The 19,859-nt window shown below is 66.2% G+C and carries 20 protein-coding genes; 6 read left to right on the top strand and 14 right to left on the bottom strand.

Translation table 11 applies throughout. From position 1 onward, the window contains the following. Positions 1-57 precede the first annotated feature (57 nt). The 11 genes from LJ725_RS17575 to LJ725_RS17525 form a co-directional block, all read right to left on the bottom strand. The gene (locus LJ725_RS17575; RefSeq protein ID WP_230551941.1) at positions 58-1,149 is read right to left on the bottom strand and encodes an ABC transporter ATP-binding protein; all 1,092 of its coding nucleotides are present in this window, start codon (positions 1,147-1,149) and stop codon (positions 58-60) included. A gap of 6 nt (positions 1,150-1,155) precedes the next feature. Continuing rightward, positions 1,156-2,007 (bottom strand): carbohydrate ABC transporter permease, encoded by an 852-nt coding sequence (locus tag LJ725_RS17570; protein WP_230551940.1) that lies wholly within the window; start codon positions 2,005-2,007, stop codon positions 1,156-1,158. Beyond that, positions 2,007-2,936, bottom strand: a complete 930-nt coding sequence (locus LJ725_RS17565; RefSeq protein WP_230551939.1) for a carbohydrate ABC transporter permease — start codon at positions 2,934-2,936, stop codon at positions 2,007-2,009. The genes LJ725_RS17570 and LJ725_RS17565 overlap by 1 nt, the downstream gene beginning before the upstream one ends. Before the next feature lie 28 nt (positions 2,937-2,964). Next, positions 2,965-4,284 (bottom strand): ABC transporter substrate-binding protein, encoded by a 1,320-nt coding sequence (locus LJ725_RS17560; protein ID WP_230551938.1) that lies wholly within the window; start codon positions 4,282-4,284, stop codon positions 2,965-2,967. Positions 4,285-4,438: 154 nt separating this feature from the next. Further along, positions 4,439-5,656: an adenylate/guanylate cyclase domain-containing protein gene (locus tag LJ725_RS17555; protein ID WP_230551937.1), complete on the bottom strand. Its 1,218-nt coding sequence runs from the start codon at positions 5,654-5,656 to the stop codon at positions 4,439-4,441. A 15-nt stretch (positions 5,657-5,671) separates the two neighbouring features. Then, entirely contained in the window at positions 5,672-6,649 is a 978-nt protein-coding gene (locus LJ725_RS17550) for an ABC transporter ATP-binding protein (protein ID WP_230551936.1), read from the bottom strand. Next, positions 6,642-7,619 (bottom strand): ABC transporter ATP-binding protein, encoded by a 978-nt coding sequence (locus tag LJ725_RS17545; RefSeq protein WP_230551935.1) that lies wholly within the window; start codon positions 7,617-7,619, stop codon positions 6,642-6,644. The genes LJ725_RS17550 and LJ725_RS17545 overlap by 8 nt, the downstream gene beginning before the upstream one ends. Positions 7,620-7,629: 10 nt before the next feature. Continuing rightward, positions 7,630-8,484 (bottom strand): ABC transporter permease, encoded by an 855-nt coding sequence (locus LJ725_RS17540; RefSeq protein ID WP_408015750.1) that lies wholly within the window; start codon positions 8,482-8,484, stop codon positions 7,630-7,632. After that, entirely contained in the window at positions 8,481-9,416 is a 936-nt protein-coding gene (locus LJ725_RS17535; RefSeq protein ID WP_230551934.1) for an ABC transporter permease, read from the bottom strand. Before LJ725_RS17535 ends, LJ725_RS17540 begins: the two co-directional genes overlap by 4 nt. 96 nt (positions 9,417-9,512) lie before the next feature. Beyond that, positions 9,513-11,108, bottom strand: a complete 1,596-nt coding sequence (locus LJ725_RS17530; protein WP_230551933.1) for an ABC transporter substrate-binding protein — start codon at positions 11,106-11,108, stop codon at positions 9,513-9,515. A gap of 226 nt (positions 11,109-11,334) precedes the next feature. After that, positions 11,335-12,948 carry a gamma-glutamyltransferase family protein gene (locus LJ725_RS17525; RefSeq protein WP_230551932.1) on the bottom strand — a complete coding sequence of 538 codons (1,614 nt, stop codon included), beginning with the start codon at positions 12,946-12,948 and terminating at the stop codon, positions 11,335-11,337. Positions 12,949-13,043: 95 nt separating this feature from the next. Between LJ725_RS17525 and LJ725_RS17520 the strand changes: the two genes are divergently transcribed. From LJ725_RS17520 to LJ725_RS17490, 6 genes are all read left to right on the top strand, one after another. Continuing rightward, a complete protein-coding gene (locus LJ725_RS17520) occupies positions 13,044-14,012 on the top strand; it encodes a Bug family tripartite tricarboxylate transporter substrate binding protein (RefSeq protein WP_230551931.1) in 969 nt (322 codons plus the stop codon). Between the two features lie 2 nt (positions 14,013-14,014). Further along, entirely contained in the window at positions 14,015-15,103 is a 1,089-nt protein-coding gene (locus LJ725_RS17515; RefSeq protein WP_230551930.1) for an LLM class flavin-dependent oxidoreductase, read from the top strand. A gap of 190 nt (positions 15,104-15,293) precedes the next feature. Continuing rightward, positions 15,294-16,214 (top strand): LysR family transcriptional regulator, encoded by a 921-nt coding sequence (locus LJ725_RS17510; protein WP_230551929.1) that lies wholly within the window; start codon positions 15,294-15,296, stop codon positions 16,212-16,214. A 113-nt stretch (positions 16,215-16,327) separates the two neighbouring features. Next, the gene (locus tag LJ725_RS17505) at positions 16,328-17,383 is read left to right on the top strand and encodes a hypothetical protein (RefSeq protein ID WP_230551928.1); all 1,056 of its coding nucleotides are present in this window, start codon (positions 16,328-16,330) and stop codon (positions 17,381-17,383) included. An 11-nt stretch (positions 17,384-17,394) separates the two neighbouring features. Continuing rightward, positions 17,395-17,922 (top strand): UGSC family (seleno)protein, encoded by a 528-nt coding sequence (locus tag LJ725_RS29220; RefSeq protein WP_329958374.1) that lies wholly within the window; start codon positions 17,395-17,397, stop codon positions 17,920-17,922. A gap of 72 nt (positions 17,923-17,994) precedes the next feature. Further along, the gene (locus LJ725_RS17490) at positions 17,995-18,219 is read left to right on the top strand and encodes a hypothetical protein (RefSeq protein WP_230551925.1); all 225 of its coding nucleotides are present in this window, start codon (positions 17,995-17,997) and stop codon (positions 18,217-18,219) included. Between the two features lie 145 nt (positions 18,220-18,364). Here LJ725_RS17490 and LJ725_RS17485 read toward each other — a convergent pair whose 3' ends face one another. From LJ725_RS17485 to LJ725_RS17475, 3 genes are read right to left on the bottom strand one after another with little or no spacing between them, the layout of a single operon-like run. Then, positions 18,365-19,147: a glutathione S-transferase family protein gene (locus tag LJ725_RS17485; protein ID WP_230551924.1), complete on the bottom strand. Its 783-nt coding sequence runs from the start codon at positions 19,145-19,147 to the stop codon at positions 18,365-18,367. Between the two features lie 5 nt (positions 19,148-19,152). Then, positions 19,153-19,506 carry a Lin0512 family protein gene (locus tag LJ725_RS17480; RefSeq protein ID WP_230551923.1) on the bottom strand — a complete coding sequence of 118 codons (354 nt, stop codon included), beginning with the start codon at positions 19,504-19,506 and terminating at the stop codon, positions 19,153-19,155. 10 nt (positions 19,507-19,516) lie between these two features. Further along, entirely contained in the window at positions 19,517-19,855 is a 339-nt protein-coding gene (locus LJ725_RS17475) for a Lin0512 family protein (RefSeq protein ID WP_230551922.1), read from the bottom strand. Positions 19,856-19,859 lie beyond the last annotated feature (4 nt).

Genomic DNA, 19,859 nt, shown 5'->3' with positions numbered 1-19,859 from the left:
GGTTTCTCTGCTGCGCGCCGTGCGTTCCGGCCGAAACGACGGGTTACCTGATGTCGCTCAGATCGCGACTTCGGTCTCGGCGTCGAAAAGGTGGAGGCGTTCGGGCTTGAGGGACAGGCGCAGCTTGTCGTTGCTTCGGATGCGCATCGTGGGATCGACGCTGGCGACCACGGTCGCCGGGCCTACCCGCGTGTCGAGCAGGATTTCCGACCCGAGCTGTTCGACGACCTCCACGGTGGAATCGAAGCAAAGGTCGGGCGAGTCCGATGCCGTCGCGACATGGACGTCCTCCGGCCGGATGCCGAGGGTCACGCTGCGGCCGGCCTTGGCGCGGGCCCGGGCCGCCTGGGGGCCGGGCAGGGTGAGGCGCAGGCCAGGCGCTTCGGCCACGACGGCGCCGCCGCTTTCAGCCAGCGTCGCCTCGATGAAGTTCATGGCCGGGGAGCCGATGAAGCCCGCGACGAAGCGGTTGGCTGGCGTGTTGTAGAGCTCGAGCGGTTCGCCGACCTGCTGCACCCAGCCGTCCTTCATGACCACGACGCGGTCGCCCAGCGTCATCGCCTCGACCTGGTCGTGCGTGACGTAGATCGCCGTCGTGCCCAGCCGCTCGTGCAGCTTCTTCAGCTCGACCCGCATCTGCACGCGCAGCTTGGCGTCGAGATTGGAGAGTGGCTCGTCGAACAGGAAGACCTTGGGATCGCGCACGATCGCGCGGCCCAGGGCGACGCGCTGGCGCTGGCCGCCCGAAAGCTGGCGCGGCTTGCGCTCCAGCAGGTTCTCGATGCCCAGGATGGCGGCGGCGCGCTTGATGCGGGTCTCGATCTCGGGCTTGGCGAACTTCCGCATCTTGAGGCCGAAGGCCATGTTGCCGGCGACACTCATGTGCGGATAGAGCGCGTAGTTCTGGAACACCATGGCGATGTCGCGGTCCATCGGCGGCACCTCGTTCACCACCGCATCGTCGATCAGGATCTGGCCCGACGTGATCGCTTCGAGGCCGGCCACCATGCGCAGCGTCGTCGTCTTGCCGCAGCCCGAGGGGCCGACCAGGACGACGAACTCCTTGTCGCGGATCTCGAGGTCCACGTCCTTCACCACATGGGTGACGTCGAACATCTTGTTGAGCTTGCGGATACTGACCTCGGCCATGATGCGCTATCCCTTGACCGAGCCGGTGAGGCCCGAGACGTAGTGTTCAACGAAGAACGAGTAGACGATGGCGACGGGGATCGAGCCCAGCAGGGCGCCGGCCATCAACGGCCCCCAGAAGAACACGTCGCCGCGGATCAGCTCCGAGGTGACGCCGACCGGCACCGTCTTCTGGTCCGGCGAGGACAGGAAGACGAGGGCGTAGATGAATTCGTTCCACGAGAGGGTGAAGGCGATGATGCCCGACGAGAGGATGCCGGGCACGGCGACCGGAATGACGATGTAGAGCATCGCCTTCCAGCGCGAGGCGCCGTCGATCCGTGCACACTCCTCGAGTTCCTTGGGGATGGCCTTGAAGTAGCCCATCATCAGCCATGTGCAGAAAGGGATGAGGAAAGTCGGATAGGTCAGGATCAGCGACCATGGGGTGTCGCCCAGCTGGAAGTTGCGGATGATCTCCGCCAGCGGAATGAACAGCAGCGTCTGCGGCACCAGGTAGGTGACGAAGATCGCGGTGCCGAGGCCTCCGGCATAGGGAAAGTTGAGGCGGGCAAGCGCGTAGCCGGCCAGGACACCGCAGAACAGCGATATGATCGTGGATACGAACGCGATCATCATCGTGTTCAGCATCCAGCGCATGAAGTTGGTTTCCTCGAACAGATAGAGGATGTGCTCGATCGTCGGATTGTTCGTCCAGAACGGCATGTAGTTGACCGCGTTCCACGGCCGGTAGAGTTCGCCGTCGGGCCGGAAGGTCGTGATGATCATCCAGTAGAACGGGAACAGCAGGACGAACACGAACAGGATCAGCGGGATGTTGTAGAAGACCCATCGCCGCCACAGCGCGCCTTCGATCATCAGCGGGTCTCCACTCGGCGGATGTAGAGGAGCTGTGCGACCACGATGATGAACAGGAACGGGAACATCGCGAGCGAGATCGCAGCGCCTTCGGACAGCAGTCCGGTCCCGATGCCGAGCTGGTAGGCATAGGTGGCGAACAGGTGGGTGGCGTTGGCAGGACCGCCGCCGGTCATCACGTAGACGAGCTGGAAGTCGGCGAAGGTCTGGATCACCGAGAACAGCACGACCACCAGGGTCACCGGCATGAGCAGCGGCCAGGTAACGTGCCAGAACCGCGCCCAGGGCCGGGCACCGTCGATCGCGGCGGCCTCGTGGAGTTCCGGGCTGATGGTCTGCAGGCCCGCCAGCAGGGTGATGGCGAAGAAGGGCACGCCGCGCCAGATATTGATGACGATGATCGACGTCATGGCGAGGTCGGGATCGCCCAGCCAGTTGATGCGCGTCGTGATCAGTCCGAGCTGGAACAGGGTCCAGTTGATGACGCTGAAGGTGGGATCGAACATCCACTTCCAGGCGAAGGTCGACAGCACCGTCGGGATGATGAAGGGCAGCAGGATGAAGGCGCGGATGATCGCCTTGCCCCTGAAGTGCCGGTTGAGCAGCAGCGCCAGCCAGAGGCCCAGCGCCAGCTTGAAGACCGTCGTCACGCCCGTGTACCAGAACGTGTTCCACACGGTCGTGTGGAAGATGCTGTCGTTCCAGATCTTGTAGAAGTTCTTCAGCCCGACGAACTGGCCGGGATCGCCGACGCGGGCGCTGCTGAGGGACAGCAGCACGCCTTCGACGAACGGATAGGCGATGAACAGGCCGAGCAGCACCGCCGTCGGCGTGAGGAGGACCAGCGCCAGCCAGCGCTCGTCCTCGAGGCGCCGCAACCGGGCGGAGGGGCGCTTGCCCTCCGCGGTCGCGAGTGTGGTTGCAGCCATGACCCGGCGCCGGTTCAGCGGGCCGGGATCAGACGTAGATCTTCCTGAGTTCGCCGTCGGCCCACTTGACCGCATCCTCCGCGGACATGCCCTGGACGGCCTTGGCGTACATGTCGGTGACGATGTACTTCGAAAGCGCTTCGGCCGCCTTGGCGTTCGGCGGTCCGGCATGGCCCGGCGCCTGGCCGAGCTTGGCCGCAACCTTGAAGGGCGCCATGACGGGATCGTCGGTCCAGACCTTGTGGCCCTCCCACTTCTCGGTGCAGGGCGTGGCGAATCCCTTCTGCGAGATGAACCACTTCTCGAAGTTCTTCTCGGTATGGATCCACTTCAGGAACTCCTTCGCGGGGTCCTGGTTCTTCGAGTACTTCATCAGCATGTGCGACTGCAGCAGATGGAAGCCGAACTGCCCCGCCGGGCCCTTGGGCAGCGGCGAATGCAGGATGTCGGTGTGCATCGGCGCGCCCTTCTCGGTCTTGTACTGGTCGGGCTTGCGCAGCGTCTCGATGTAGATCGAGGCGCCGTTCAGCGTGGCCGAAATGGTCTGGGACAGGAAGGCGCGGTTGTTGTTGGTGTCGTCCCAGGCGAGACCGCCCTCGTCATGGGCGTCCTTCCAGAAGCCCTGCATGAACTTGACCGATTCCAGCGTCTCCTTGCTGTTCATGATCACCTTGCCAGAGGGATCGACCTCCATGCCGCCCCATGACCACAGGTAGGGATAGGTGAAGCCGGGGGCGTCGCCGAACGTGTGGCCCAGCGTCTGGCCGATCGGCCGGCCCTTGGCTTTCAGCTTCTTGCCGACTTCGCGATACTGCTCCCACGTCTCGGGGAACTTGGTAGCGCCGGCCTCCTCGAACCAAGACTTGCGATAGGCGATCATGCCGCCGATCACCGCCCAGGGCATACCCATGAACATCTTGCCGTCGCTGCAGACGGCGCGGGCGTACTTGTACATGCCGCCCTGCTCCTTGCCGACAGCCTCGGCGATCTCGGTCAGATCGACGACGCTGTTGGCGTAGAGATAGGTCTGGTTGTTGAACGCCATGATCAGGTCGGGACCGGCGCCCGACTGGATGCCGGCGGTGACGCGCGGCTGCAGGTCGTTGCCGTTGACCGTCTCGAGATTGATCTTGATGCCCAGCGCCTTCTCGGCTTCAGGCAGCATTTCCCTGCGCAGCAGCGTGTCCGACGCCGGCACGAAGTCGACCCACTTCAGCCAGTGGACCGTTCTCTGCTGGGCGAAGGCGGGCATGCGGCCGGTTGCAAGGATGGCGGCCATGCCGCCCATGGACGCGGCGGCAGCACCGCCGGCAAGCTTAAGCACGCTACGACGCTTCGTCTTGGCCATGTTGTCCTCCCAAGGACGGCCGCCTCATTGGACGGCTTGTGATTGCGCTCATCGTAAGCATCCGGACGGAGCCAGCGCAAGCCGAACTACCGAATTTTTATGGGCGATATCGATTCTCGCCCATCGAGTCGACGCTCGGTTGCAATTGCGCCGGCTACATCAACGCAGGATCCAGGGTGAAGAGGTCCTGGGCCTTGCCGACGCCGCGCAGCGCAAAGCGGCCGACGGAGACCAGTCGGTCGCGTTCGGTCGCGGACAGCGCCTCGGCGAAGGTCGATGAGACGAGAAGCGGGCGATCGACCGAACGGCACATCGAGGCGATGCGGCTCGTCTCGTTGACCGCTGGCCCCACGACCGTGAAGTCCAGTCGATCGAAGCTGCCGATGTTGCCGTAGAAGACCTCGCCGATATGCAGGCCGATATAGGCCTCGGTGATCGGTTGTTCCCCGGCAAGGCGCCGTTCGTTCAGCTCCTTCATGCGGCGGCGCAGGTTTTCCTCGGCGCGCAGCGCCCGGCGGCAGGCCTCGGCCGGGTCGCCGGCGCGAAACACCGCCAGCGTGCCGTCGCCGATCAGCTTCAGCACGTCGCCACCGGCTTCGTGGATCGCCGTGATCACCGCCTCGGCATAGTCGTTCAGCAGCGGAATGATCTCGCTGGGCTTCGCGGTATCGGTGATGGCGGTGTAGCTGCGCAGGTCGGAGAACCACAGCGCTGCCTCGATCCGGTCGGCGACGCCGCGCTGGATGCTCCCGTCCAGTACCCGCCGACCGGCGTCGCGCCCCAGATAGACCTGGACCAGCGTGTCGGCGATGCGCGCGAGCGCGGCGCTCTTGATCGCGAGCGCCAGCGCCGGCACCAAGCGGCGCAGCGCTTCGAGATTGGCGTCGCTGAAGCCTCCGGTGTGGCGCGTCGACCAGGCCGAATAGACGCCGTCCATGTCGCCGATCTTGGTGTCGCCGGCGAAGCGATGGATGAAGACGACGTAGTCGGTGTATCCGGCATCCTTCATGTCCTGCACGACGCTGAAGTCGATAGGGTCGCCGAAGCCGATGCGCCGCCGCAGTTCATCTCCGCCGGTCTGCAGCAGGTGGAAGAACGGGCTGCGCTGCCACGACTCGGCGGCAGGCCCGCCCTGGTCGGTGCGTGCATAGTCTGTGGCGGCCTCTTCCTCGACGGAATCGTCACGCCAGCGGTAGATGCGCCCCTCGTGCACGGGATGCAGCGTGTCGATGAAGGACAGGGCACGGGAAAGCATGAGCCCGGCTTCGCGGCATTTCTCGCAGAACTCGCGCAGCAGCTGGGCCTCGTCGACACCGTCGAGGCCGCGGCGGACGATCCAGTCGAGAAGGATTTCCGTGTCGAGGGGAGTCATGCGGCTATCGCCCCATCAACTCACGTGGTCGCGGAAATGACAAGCCGCGCGGTGGCCGGGCGAGACCTCGCCGAATGCCGGATACTCGGCCGTGCAGATGTCGGCCTTCAACGGACAGCGGGGGTTGAAGTGGCAGCCGGCCGGCGGGTTGAGGGCGCTGGCGATCTCGCCGCGCGCCTTGGCGTTCGCGCCGATGGCGGCGCGGTGGAACGGATCGGGGATCGCCGCGATCAGCGCGCGTGTGTAGGGATGGCGCGGGTTCTCGAAGATTTCCTGCCAGCCGCCCTGTTCGACGATGCGGCCGAGATACATCACAGCCACGCGGTCGCTCACATGCTCGACCACGCCGAGGTCGTGGCTGATCATGATGTAGGCGAGCCCCATCTCGTCCTTCAGTTCGAGCAGGAGGTTGATGATCTGGGCACGGATCGACACGTCGAGAGCCGACACGGGCTCGTCGCAGAGCACAAGCTTCGGCTTCAGGATCAGGGCGCGGGCGATGCCGATGCGCTGGCGCTGGCCGCCGGAGAATTCGTGCGGATAGCGGTCGGCCTGTTCGGGACGCAGGCCGACCTTGGCCATCATGTCGATCACCCGCGCCTCGACTTCGGCCTTGTCGGTTATGCCGTGCAGGCGCAGCGGATCGGCCAGCGTCCGGCGCACCGTCTGGCGCGGATTGAGCGAGGCATAGGGGTCCTGGAAGACCATCTGGACCGTACGCGCCATCTTCATGCGGTCGGGCGCCGTCGAGCCCGAGATCTGCTGGCCGTCGATGCCGATCGTGCCGCGCGTCGGCGGCAGCAGGCCCATGATGGCGAGTGCCAGCGTGGACTTGCCGCAGCCCGATTCGCCGACCAGGCCCAGGCACTCGCCGGGCTTCACGTCGAGCGTGACGCCGTCGACCGCCTTCAACGTCCTGACGCCGCCGCCCAGTGCGTTGCCGATCTTGAAGTGGACCGCGAGGTCGTTCAGCGAAAGCAGGGCCTCAGCCATGGTGATGGCACCTCACAAGTCCCTCGGCCGGCAGCGGCGTCGCCTCCGGCACGGTCGAACGGCACACATCGGTCACGGCGGGGCAGCGCGGATTGAAACGGCAGCCGGACGGATAGTTGGCGATCGAGGGTACGACGCCCGAGATCTCGCGCAGCTTCTGGCGGCCGCGCCGCGCGCGCTCGCCCAGCCGCGGCAGGGAATCGATCAGCCCCTGGGTATAAGGATGGCTCGGCCGGGCGAAGATCGAATCGGCCACCTGGCTCTCGACGATGCGGCCGGCGTACATGACGGCGACGCGCTTGCACATGTTGGCGACGAGGCCGAGATCGTGGCTGATCATCAGGATGGCCGTGCCCTTGGCGGCGCAGAGCTCGGCCATCAGGTCGATGATCTCCGCCTGCACGGTGACGTCGAGCGCCGTGGTCGGCTCGTCGGCGACCAGCAGGTCGGGGCCGCAGGCCAGCGCGATGGCGATCATCACCCGCTGGCGCATGCCGCCCGAGAGTTGGTGCGGATAATCCTTGATGCGCCGCTCGGGCGAGGGCACGCGCACCTGCCGCAGCGCCTCCTCGGCCCGGTCCATCGCCTCGTTCCAATTGGCACCCTGGTGCAGCACGAACATCTCGGCGATCTGCCGGCCGACCGGCGACAGCGGATTGAGCGCCGTCATCGGTTCCTGGAAGATCATGGCGATGCGCTTGCCGCGGAGGCGGCGCATCTCGGCGGCAGAGACGTTCTGGATTTCCTGGCCGTCGAGCATGATCTTCCCGCCCGCCAGCGACAGCGGTCGGCGCAGCAGGCCCATCACCGAGAGCGCGGTGATGCTCTTGCCGCAGCCCGATTCGCCCACCAACCCGAAGGCCTCGCCGCGGCCGATCTCGAACGAAACGTTCTCGACCGCGTCGTAGGTGACGCCATCGCCGGCCAGGGCGATGCGCAGGTTCTCGACCTTGAGGAGGGGCGTGGTCATGCGCGCGGCCTCATCCCCGTCGAGTCGTCGATTGCGGGTCGAGATAGTCGCGCAGGCCGTCGCCCAGCAGGTTCAGGCCGAGTACGGTGAAGAAGATCGCGAGGCCCGGGAACACCGACAGCCACGGCGCGGTCGTGATCTGGTCGCGCGCTTCCGACAGCATGCTGCCCCAGCTCGGGAAGGGCGGGCGGATGCCGAGGCCGAGGAACGACAGCGCCGCCTCGGAGAGGATGGCGCCGCCCATGCCGAGCGTGGCGATCACGATCAACGGCCCCAGGATGTTGGGCAGGACCTGCGTGAACATGATGCGCAGGTCGCCGTATCCCAGGATCCGCGCGGCCTGGATGTAGCCCTGGCTCTTCAGCGACAGGACCTGGGCGCGCGCGATGCGGCAGGAATAGGACCAGCTGGTGAGGCCGAGCGCGATGACGAGGCTGACGAGGCCAGGCCCGAGGATCGCCATTATGGCCAGCGCGAAGACCAGCGACGGGATCGCCAGCATGAGGTTGGTGAGGCCGCTCACAAGGTCGTCCCACCAGCCGCCCCAGTAGCCGGCGGTAAGGCCGAGCGTCACGCCAATCAGGCTGTTGCAGATCTGGCTGATGATGCCGACGCTCAGCGACACGCGCGCGCCCCAGACGATGCGGGAATAGATGTCGCGGCCCTGGGCGTCAGTGCCGAAGGGGAACTCCCAGCAGGGCGCGATCTCGGCGTTCATCAGGTTGGCGTCGAGCACGGGATCGGTGAGCGCGATCCAGGGCGCGAGGATGGCCGAGGAGATGGCGATGGCGACCAGTGCGCCGCCGACCCAGAGCGAGGAGCCGCCCTTCAGCCGCAGGCGGGGGATCTTGAGGGCGAGGCTCATCGGTACCGGATCCGGGGGTCGATCACGACATAGGCGATGTCGACCAGCGTGTTGATGACGAGGAAGAACAGCACGATCATCAGGATGCAGCCCTGGACGGTCGGCATGTCGCGCTGGAACACCGAATCGACCATCAGCGAGCCGACGCCCGGCCAGGCGAAAAGCTTCTCGACCACGACCGCCTGGCCCATCAGCGAGCCGAACTGCAGGCCGACGATGGTGATGACCAGGACCAGCGCGTTGCGCAGCACGTGCCATTCGACGACGCGGCGCTCGCTCATGCCCTTGCTGCGCGCGGTGCGGACGAAGTCGGCGTTCAGCACGTCGAGCACAGCGGCGCGGGTGGTGCGGGCGAGCAGGGCCATCGGGCCGACGCCCAGCGCGATCGCGGGCAGAATGAGGTTGCGCAGGCCGCCATCGCCGTAGCCGAAGCTCGGCAGCCACTGGAGTTTCAACGCAAACAGGTACATCAGCATCAGGCCGAACCAGAACTGGCTGAGCGAGAGGCCGGAGATGGCGCCGACCATGGCGGCGGTATCGATGAGGCTGCCGGGCTTGAGGGCGGCAAGGAAACCCAGCGTGACGCCGACCAGGATGGCGAAGGTCATGGCCGCGAGGACCAGCTTCAGCGACGGCCAGATGCGGACCGCAAGCATCTTGGTCACCGGCTCGCGTGTGCGGAAGGAGGTGCCGAGGTCGCCGGTCGCGGTGGCCGCGACATACTTGGCGAAGCGCTCGACTAGCGGATCGTCGAGGCCCATCTCCTTGCGCATGCGCTCCATGACCGCGGGGTCGATGGTCGAGCGGCCGTCCTCGTTCATGCCCGAGATGAAGCTTCCCGGCAGGACGGAGAAGAGCAGGAAGACGAGCGCCACGACGGCGAGCAGCGTCGGGATGACGTTGGCGAGTCGGCGGCCGAGGACAAGGAGCATTGCGAGGGTTCTAAAGGTCCCTCGCTGGTGTTCGGGATGACAAAGGTGCTGTCATCCCGAGCGCAGCGAGGGACACTTAACTTTCTGTGTCGCCGGTTACTTGGCCGGCGAGCTGGCGTCGACCCAGATGTTTTCCGGGTACTGATGCGTGATCTCGGTCGGGTTGGGCTGCAGGCCGTGGACCCACGGCTGGAAGGCCAGGACCGCCTTGTTGTAGTTGAAGAACCAGACCGGCGCTTCTTCGTAGAGCAGGTTGTTGGCCTTCTTCAGGATCTCGTCGCGCTTGGCCATGTCGCCTTCCTGGGCGGCATCGTCGAGCAGCTTGTCGAAATCGGCGTTGTTGAAGCCGGTGTAGTTGCAGGCCGTGCGCGGCGTCTTGGAGTAGTAGCAGCGCAGGGTGGCGAGCGAGTCCGGGCCGGTCAGGCTGGAGGCGATCAGCGACTGGTGGTCGCCCTTCATCAGGATCTCGGTCAGCACCGTGACCTCGACCAGCTTGGGCTTGGCCTTGATGCCGACCTTGGCCAGCATCGGGATCACCGCCTCGACGATCGGCAGGCCCCAGCTCTCGTTCTGGCTGGTCGTCCACTCGAACTCGAAGCCGTTGGGATAGCCCGCCTCGGCCAGCAGCTTCTTGGCCTTCTCCGGATCGTACGGGTAGGGCTTCATGGTCTTGTCGAAGGCCGCGGAGGAGGGCGGCAGCCAGCTGGTGGCGCGATAGGCCTTGTCCTTGACCAGGCGCGAGATGATCAGGTTCGAATCGATCGCGTAGTTGATCGCCTGGCGCACCCGCTTGTCCTGGAAAGGCTTGATCGAGTTCAGGTTGATGTGCATCGAGCGCGTGAACATCTCGGCCACTTCCAGGATGCCCTTGGAGAGCTGAGGATCGGCGCGATAGGCGACATACTGCGCTGGGCCCAGGATCGAGGTGTCGATTTCCTTGTTGCGGAAGGCAACGTCGCGGGCGGCGGCTTCGGCCATGATCAGTACCTCGAGCTTGTCGAGGTAGGGCTGGCCGGTCTTGTAGAACTTGTCGAAGCGCTCCATTGAGACGCGCGAGCCGGGAATGTGCTCCTTGAACTTGAACGGCCCGAGGCCGACCGGATTGGAGGCGTAGTTGCCCTTCTCGACCTCTTCCTTGGGCAGGATCGCGGTCGAGCCGCCGAAGAAGTAGTAGCCGGGATCGACGCGGTCGGTGATCGTCATTTCCAGTGTGTAGTCGTCGATCTTCTTGAGGCCGGAAATCTCCTTGGCCGTGCCTTTCTCGACATCGACCGCGCCCTTGATCAGGCGGACGTAGCGGGCGCCGGGATAGCCCTTGCTGCCGTCCATGATGCGGGTGAACGAGAAGATCACGTCGTCGGCCGTCATCTTGCGGCCGTTATGGAAGAAAGCGTCGTCGCGCAGCTTGTAGGTATAGGTGAGGCCGTCGGCCGACGCCGTGACCGACTTGGCGAGTTCCAGCGTGAGCTTGTTGGCTGCCGTGTCCCAGTTGTAGAGCGAGCGCTGCAGCGCCTTGCCGACGATGTCGTCCTGCGCGCGTGGCGTGACGTGCGGGTCGAGGCTGCCGAAGCTCGCGGCGTAGGGCGCCGTCATGCGCAGCGTGCCGCCCTTGCGCGGCGTCTGTTGGGCATTCGCCGCCCCGGCGCCGATGACGGCAATCGCGGCGACCGCGAGCCATGCCAGTTTACGCATTGACCATCCCCCTCCTGAACATTCTCGTTGGAACGCATTCCATAGTGCCTCGCCCCTCCGTGCAAGAGGAATGCCGAGTTGCGTTCAAATGGGTGCCGTTACCCAAAGGTCCCTCACTTCGTTCGGGATGACACCGTTCATGGCATCGGCGCACTGCGCCAATTTCGGCAAAATTGTCATCCCGAACGAAGTGAGGGACCTTTTGCTTCTTCTTCTCGGCCCTGCCTCAAGCCGGAACGCAGTAGCCGTCGCGGCGCGGGTCGCAGCCGCCGGTGAAGATACCGGTCTCGGGATCGACCGCGACGCCCTGCATGCCGCCGACCTTCATCGTCCATTCCGGGCCGGTCGTGATGTTGTGACCGAGCTTGCGCAGGTCGGCGTGGACCTCCGGCGGCAGGCGCGATTCCAGGTACACCTCGGCGCCGTCGGTCAGGCGGCCGCGGGGCGCCTCGATCGCCTGCTGCAGCGGCAGGCCGAAATCGACATGCTGGACCATCGCCTGCGGCTGGGTCTGCAGGATGCCGTAGCTGCCCGGCGTGCCCAGCGCGAGGATGGGGTTGCCATCCTTGGTGGAAATCGAGGGCGCCATGCACATCGGCAGCTGGTCGCCCGGCTTCACGCGGTTCGGGCTCTTCGGATTGACGTCGGCCCAGTAGAGGAAGTTGTTGAGGCAGAGGCCGGTGCCGGGCACCACGATGCCCGAGCCGAACACGCTGCCCAGGCTCTGCGTCAGGCAGATCAGGTTGCCCTCGTTGTCGGCGATCGAGAACGACGTGGTGTGGCTCTCGTCGGTCGGCGAGACCGGCTCCTGCGGCGGCGTCCACTGCTCGGTCGGGCCGATCACCGGCTTGCCGTCGCGCACGCGGGCGCGCAGCGTCTCGACATGGGCGTCCGACAGGATTTCGGCCAGCTTCTGCGGCGCCGGGACGCCTGTCGCGATGCGCACGCCGGCAGCGAGGCGGACGGCGCGCAGCACCGTGTCGACATGCTCCGTCGAGTTGCGCTTCATCTTCGCGAGGTCGAAGCCTTCGAGGATGCGCAGTGTCAGCAGGAACTGGAAGCCCTCGCAGGGCGGCGGCGGCACATGGACGGTGCGGCCGCGATAGGTGACGGAGACGGGATCGCGCCAGGTCGCCTTGGCGGCCAGCAGGTCGTCCATGACCATGCAGCCGCCCAGCTCGGTCAACCGGTCGAGGATCTTCTTTCCGAGCGCGCCGCCATAGAGCAGGCCCGGACCCTCGCTCGCCAGCGCCTCGAGCGTGCGCGCGAGATCGGGCTGCTTCAACACGAAGCCCGGCTGCACGTTGCCCGCGCCGGCGGTGTAGACGCGCGACCATTCGGGATGCAGCGCCTTGTGGCCGGCCAGTTCACCGGCGACGCCCTGGATTTCCTCGATGTTGAATTCGATCAGCTGGAAACCGTCGCGCGCGATGGCGATCGCAGGCGCGAACAGTTCCGGCAGCTTCTTCTTGCCGTGCGTGCTGTTCAGTTCGCACCAGCCGGCGAGATTGCCCGGCGCGCCGACGGCGAGGGCGCCGCGCTGCAGCTGCGATCGGTTGCTGAGCTTGTCGATCGGGAAATTCTTCGAGATCGGTCCGACGAAGTCGAGCGTGCGGACGCGCTTCTCGCTGGCAATGTAGCAGGTCGCGACACCGCGGCCGGCGAGACCGGACATGTAGGGCTCGACCACGTTCAGTGCGGCTGCAGTCGCGACCGCCGCGTCGAAGGCATTGCCGCCGTTCGACAGGATGCGCGCGCCCGCGGCGGCGGCCAGCGGATGGGCGGCGGCCACCATGCCGTGCCGCGATGCGATTGTCGGACGCTTGCCGTGCTGCAGCATGAGTTCTCCCTTGAGGCGGGCGGATCGTGCCGCCTCTTTCGCGCTTCGACCAGCGGCAATTGCGCATCGGTGCCGCCGCTTGCATAAAGACCGGCATGAGCATCAGCCGGCGCAAGGCACTGACCATTCTCGCGGCCGCTTCCGCGACCGCAGCCCCCGCACGGGCGCAGACGGGCTGGCCGGCGAAGCCGCTCACCATCGTCGTGCCCTATGCCGCCGGCAGCGCGACCGACACGCTGGCCCGCCTCATGGCCGAGCAACTGGCGCCGAAGCTCGGCCAGCCGGTGATCGTCGACAACAAGGGCGGCGGCAACGGCTCGATCGCCGGCACCTTCGTCGCCAAGGCACCACCCGATGGCTACACGCTGATGATCGCGACGGCCGCCACGCATGCCGGCAATCCCAACCTGATGAAGTCGCTGCCCTACGATTCGCTGGCCGATTTCGCGCCGGCCGGCTTCTACGGCTTCATCCAGTTCGTCCTGCTGGTCCGTGCCGATGCCGGCATGGACACGCTCCCCGACTTCATCAAGCGCGCCAAGGCCAAGCCGCCGCTCACCTCGGGCGCCGGCACGCCGTCGGCGCGCGTCATCACGGCGACGCTGGCCGAGCGCCTCGGCACCGACATCACCTACGTGCCCTACAAGTCCGCGCCGCAGGCGCTGGCCGATCTCCTCTCGGGCCAGATCGACATGACCTTCGCCGACGTGTCGATCGCGGTGCCGCAGGTGAAGGCAGGCAAGGTCAAGGCGCTGGTGATGGCCTCCGACTCGCGCTCGCCGCTCTTGCCCGAGGTGCCGACCTTCCAGGAAGCGGGTCTCGGCCAGTTCGCGCTCGACGCCTGGTTCGTGATCATGGCGCCGTCGAAGACCCCGCCCGAGATCGTGGCGCGGATCGACAAGGCGGTGCAGGAAGTCGTGACCGACCCTGAGGTGATCAAGCGCCTGCGCGGCATCTCGTTCGAGCCGAAGCGCAAGGCGCCCGAAGAGGTCCGGCCGTTCATCCAGTCGGAAATCGAGAAATGGGGCCGGCTCTCCAAGGCTGCCGGCATCGAGAAGGAATGACGATGGTCGAACCGAAGCGTCTCGAATTCGGCTGGTTCCTGCCGACCGCGGGCGACACCACGGCTTACGGCCTCGCGAGCGCCCAGATCCCGCCGTCGCTGGAGCTGTTCGACAAGATCGTCGGCGCGGCCGAGGCGGCGGGCTTCGAGTACATGCTGGTGCCCGTCCAGACCGCCTGCTGGGAGGCGTGGATCTCCAGCGCCATGATGGTGGCGCGCTCGAAGTCGATGCGCATGCTGGTGGCCGCGCGGCCGAGCTACATCAATCCGGTGCTGCTGGCCAAGATGATCACTGCCTTCGACCAGCTCTCGGGCGGTCGCATCTGCATCAACCTGATCGCCGGCCAGAGCGAGGCGGAGAACGCCTCCGAAGGCATCAAGTGGGGCAAGGAAGAGCGCTACGAGATCATGGACGAGGAAGTCTCGATCCTGAAGGCGCTGTGGACCACCAAAGGTCCGGTGAACTTCGACGGCAAGTTCTATCAGCTCAAGGGTGCGCAGATCCGGCCCTATCCGCTGCAGAGGCCGCATCCGCGTTTCTATCTCGGCGGCGGCTCGAAGCAGGCCTGGGAGATTTCCGCCAAGCATTCCGACGTGCACCTCTTCTGGGGCGACACCTATGAGCGCATCCGCGCCAACATGGCCGAGATCAAGTCGATGGCGGCGCGTCACGGGCGCGAGAACGAGATCGGCTTCGGCATGCGCCTGCAGGTCGTCTGCCGCGAGACCGAGAAGGAAGCCTGGGATTTTGCCCACGGGCTGGTCGAGCATGCGAGCGAGGCACAGAAGGCCTTCGTGAAGGAACGCTTCGCGACCTCGGAAGCCAATCGCCGCGTGCGCGAGCTGGCGGCGATCGGCGAGACGATCGAGCCGCATCTGTGGACCGGCATCACCCAGGTCCGCCCCGGCGCCGGCATCGCCATCGTCGGCAATCCCGACCAGTGCGCCGACACCTTGCAGAAGTTCATCGACCTCGGCTGCCACTCCTTCTGCCTGTCGGGCTACCTGCACGACGAGGAGGCCGAGCGCTTCGGCAAGTGGATCATGCCGATCCTGCGCGAGCGCAACCCGGAGCGGATGCTGGCGGCCTAGGCCGAGCGAAGCTCGGCCCATGAGTGGCAGGACATTGCATCGCAATGTCCGGGAGCGCCGAAAGGAGGAGGGACCACCCATGACCCTCCGGCGCTGCGCGCCACCTTCCCATTTGGATGAGGAGGAAGTGATCATGCTTCGTCTTCACGGTAGACATCATCAAGGATGCCCCCACGGAACGTGAGCTGCCATGGCCCCGCCGACCCTGCCGGATTTCAGCGCTCGCCAGCTCGAGGCCGTGCTGGCCGTCGGCGAATACGGCAGCTTCATCGCCGCAGCGTCGCGGCTGCGCATCTCGCAGCCGGCGCTGACCCGCACCATCAAGCGGATCGAGGCGGCCTTGGGCGTGCGCCTGTTCGAGCGCAGCACGCGCCATGTCCAGATCACGCCGGCCGGCCGAGAGTTCGCGGCGGTGGCCGAGCGCATGCTGAACGACCTGCGCATCACCGTGCGCTCCATCCGCGAAGTAGCCGAGGAGCAGCGCGGCCGGCTCAGTATCGCCAGCATCATGTCGGTGGCGAGCGGCGCGCTGCCCGTTCTGCTCGCGGCCTATCGCGCCGACCGGCCGGGTATCGAGATCCATGTCCAGGAAGGCGTGCACGGCAGCGTGCTGGAGGCGGTGCGCAGCGGGGCGGCCGATCTCGGCCTCACCTATGTCGACGAGCTACCCGATGCGATTTCGGGCGAGGCGTTGCAGCGCGAGACCTTCTGCCTCGTGGTGCCGCGCCGTCACCGGCTGGCTGCGCGTCGGACCGTGGCGCTGGCCGAGTTGCGGGACGTGCCGCTGGTGGCACTGCCCAGCGATTCGCGCACCCGGCGGACGGTGGATGCCGCGGCGTCGGTTGCGGGGCTCACGCTTCGCCAGATCGTCATCGTCAACCAGTTCGCGACCCTCATGGGCTGCGTGCGCGCCGGCGTCGGTCTCGCCATCGTGCCGACCGGCGCCACCGGCCTGTTCCTCGGCCGCGATCTGCGGGCCATTCCGCTCGGCGAGCCGAAACTCTCGCGCCGCCTCGGCCTCGCTCTCCTGCGGGAACGCGAACCGTCACCGGCTGCGGCCGGCTTTCTCGCGCTGGCGCGACGGGCTTGGCCAAAGCCCGCGGTGCGTTGATGCACAAAATGGAATAATCGCGGCTATCAGCTTGCGGTTGGCATAGGCGCGGGGGAGGTTATTCTGGCGCATCCCGTCTAGCGTCACGTGCGCGGCGCGGTGGAGGAAACGACGTGCAGTTTGCATCCCGATCCTACTCGGCCGACAGCATTTCGGCCGTCCAGGAACTCTATCATTCCAACGGCTGGACCGACGGCCTGCCGATCGTGCCGCCGACGCGCGAGGCGGTTCAGGAATGCCTCGAATGGGTGATGATGCCGCCCGACCAGCTGATCGGCATCGAACCGGTGCGCGGCCTCGCCATCACCGCCGAGAAACTCGCGATCAATGCCGTGATGGCAGGCTGCCTGCCCATGCACTTCCCCGTGGTCGTGACGGCCTGGACCGCCATGATGCAGCAGGAATTCCTGATGCATGGCGCCACGGCGAGCACCGGCGGTTGCGCGGTGTTGGTGATCCTGAACGGGCCGATCCGGCTCGAGATCGGCGCCAGCGGTAGCTTCAATGCGCTGGCCAATTCCGACCGGGCGACAGCGGTTATCGGACGCGCCATCCGGCTCTGCCTCATAAACCTGCTCGACGACCGGCCGGGCGTGATCGACCGCTCGACGCTCGGCCATCCCGGCAAGTTCAGCTACTGCGTCGCCGAGGACGAGGAGGACACGACCTGGCTGCCGCTGGCCGAGCATCGCGGCGTGCCGAAGGGCGCATCCTCCGTCACGGTCATGTCCGCGGGCGCGCCGCGCCAGCTCATGAACGAATGGACGACCAAGCCGGAGGAGATCCTCGAGACCTTCGCGGCCGAGATGCGCGCCAACATGCGCCACTATTCGATCCATCCCGGCAACTACGCGATCGTCATCCCCAAGCAGCTGCGCGAGCATCTGCAGGCGGGCGGCTGGACCAAGGCCGATATCGCGACCTTCATCCACGAGCGCGCGCGCATCCACCGCCGCGAATGGGCCGAGGTCGGCAAGGGCGCGGTCGTGCGCGACCGCGGCGACAGCGTCTACACCGCGATGGATTCGCCCGACCAGCTTCTGGTCGTGGCCGCGGGCGGTCCCGCCGGCGGCTTCGGCGCCGTAATCCCGCCGTGGCTCGGCAACAAGAGCTATGCCGTCACCTTGCCCATCGGCGTCTGCGTCGATTGCGAACCGCCCAAGAAGTGACAGGAGTTCCCATGTTCGAAGTTCTCGATCCCACGCCGGGCACCGCCCCGCCGGCCGGCCGGCTCGCCCCGCGCCTCGACACGCTGGAGGGCAAGACCGTCGGCTTCATCTCAAACGGCAAGGAAGGCACCAAGGGCTTCTTCAAGCACCTCGATCAGATCCTGCGCGAGGAATACGGCGTCGCCAGCGTGGTGAGCCGCACCAAGTCGAACTACAGCGCGCCGGCGGATCCGCACATCGTGGCCGAGATCAAGGGATGGGATGCCGTCGTCTCAGGCCTGGGGGATTGAGGGTCCTGCTCATCGTGCAGTCTGCACGACTCCGTTACCGCTGAAAGACTGGACGTTCCCGCGTTCAGCGTGATGACCACCCGGTTCGCCAGCGCCGCCGACATGATGGGCCGCGTGCTCGGCATGCCGGGCTATGCCTTCGCCCAGATTGGCCATCCAGTCAGCAGCGCCACCGACGACCAGCTTCGCGACATGGCCCGCACGGCCATCGAGCAGGGGCTGGCGATGCTGGTGAAGCCCAAGGTCTGAACACCCTGCCTGGCAACCTCCGGCGACTTTTTGCGTTGCCGGAGGGAACCAAGAACAAGGGAGTTCGGGCTGATGAAGCCGATGGCTATTTTGGGCGTTCTTCTGATCGCGATCGGCATTGCCGGCCTGGCGATCGACAACATTTCCTTCACCGAGCGCAAGACCATCGTCGATGCCGGCCCGATCAAGGTCACGGCCGACGAGCAGCGCACCATTCCGATCCCGACGATCGCGGGCATCGTCGCGGTGATCGCCGGCGCGGGCCTGCTATTCATGGGCCGTGCGGCGCGGGGCTAGGCTGAGCGAAGCTTGGCCCGTGGAGCGTCGAGACATCGCCCTTGGCGATGTTCGGGAGTGTCGAAGGAAGAACGGCCCCCGCAGCCCCTGATCCCTCCGTTGTCGTGAGATGCCGACGCCTCCTCATCTGTACGGAGGAGGTGTGCTAACCGAGCGGCCAAGTGAAGCGGATGTTGTTCTTGGCCAATCCGTCGAGGACGATCTGCAGGCCGCCCGACTTCATCATCCATTCGAGACGATGATCGCGGTACTCGCGTCGGATCTGGCCTGACGCGAGCCGTTCGTGCGCATTGGCCATGCCGGCGGCGGCCATCTCGAACTCGTTGAAGGTCGCGGCCACGGACGGGCGCTCGATCAGCCGCTCGCGCCACTTTGCCAACGGTGAGCCGGCGGGCGTGCCCAGGCCATAAAAGAACGAGCGATTGAGATAGGGCGCGACGCTGAGATCGGCCCAGCCGAAGCTCTCGCCGTTGAACCATCGCCGGTCGCCGAGCTTGTCCGTGAGCCAGGTCTGCAGCTCGGCGGTCTGCCGAGCCGCCGTGGCCTTCATCGTCTCGGCCTGCTCGCCCTCGGCGCGCCCGAACCAGCGGATCTCGCTCAAGCCCCAGTTCACTGCCTCGTAGAGCGTGTCGCAGAGGTCCTCGATCATGCGCGCCTCGGCGCGCGCCGCGGGATCGCGCGGGAGCAGGGCGGGGGAGGGATGCTTGTCCTCGAGATACTCGAGGATGATCGTCGAATCGAAGATGCGCGCCTCGCCGTCGATCAGGGTCGGCACCTCGTTGCGCGGACTGGCCGCCGCAAATGCGCCGCCAGCCGTGCCGGTGCCCAGTGCGGCGGGAGTCTCGACCCTGAAGTCGAGCCCCTTCTCGCGCAGCGCGATCTTCACCTTCTGGGCATAGGACGAAAGCGGGTGTTCGTAGAGCAGCATGGCGCTCACTTCGCTTGGGGAATCTCCATCCGGACCGCGATGGCGGCACTGGCGATCACCGCCGGATCGTTGTTCTCCGGATCGGCGATGTCGAGGCCGCCCTTCACCACCTTCACGGTGACGATGCCGTGGGGCAGGGAGGCCTTCACCCTTTCCGCATCGACCTTGTCGGGCTGCTGAACGCCGATTGTGACGTCGACGAACATGCCGGTCTTGGTGTCGATCTTCAGGGTGCGGATCATGGCGAGCGAGGAATGGTGCAGGGCGTCCTGCACCGCGCGAAGGGCGGCCTTGGTGTAGTCGCCGCCGTGCAGGTCGTTGCCGGTACCGAGTTCGAGGATCACGCGCTTTGCGGTCATCGTCTTCTCCTCACAGGTCCAGGCGGACGATGGCGGCCGCCTGGGCAATCACCGTCTTGTCCGTGCCGGCTTCGTTGGCGATCTCGAGCCCGCCCTCGACCACCTTCACCGTGCCGGTGCCGTGCGGCAGTACCGCGAGCACCTGAGCCGTGTCGACCTGCTCGGGCTGGGGTACGCCGATGAGCACTTCGACCACCATGTCGTCGCTCGACTTGCCTAGCGCCGTCGCGACGGTGAGCGAGTTGTGCCACAGCGCGTCGCGCAGGGCCCGGACGGCGGCCTTCGTGTAGTCGCTGCCCCTGATGTCGGTGCCCATGCCGATCTCGAGGGCTATCTTCTTCAATGCCATGGTC

The organism is Reyranella aquatilis (assembly GCF_020880995.1).
GTDB lineage: Bacteria > Pseudomonadota > Alphaproteobacteria > Reyranellales > Reyranellaceae > Reyranella > Reyranella aquatilis.
Note: the sequence above shows the minus strand (reverse complement) of the source record. Positions and strands in the feature narration are given on the sequence as shown.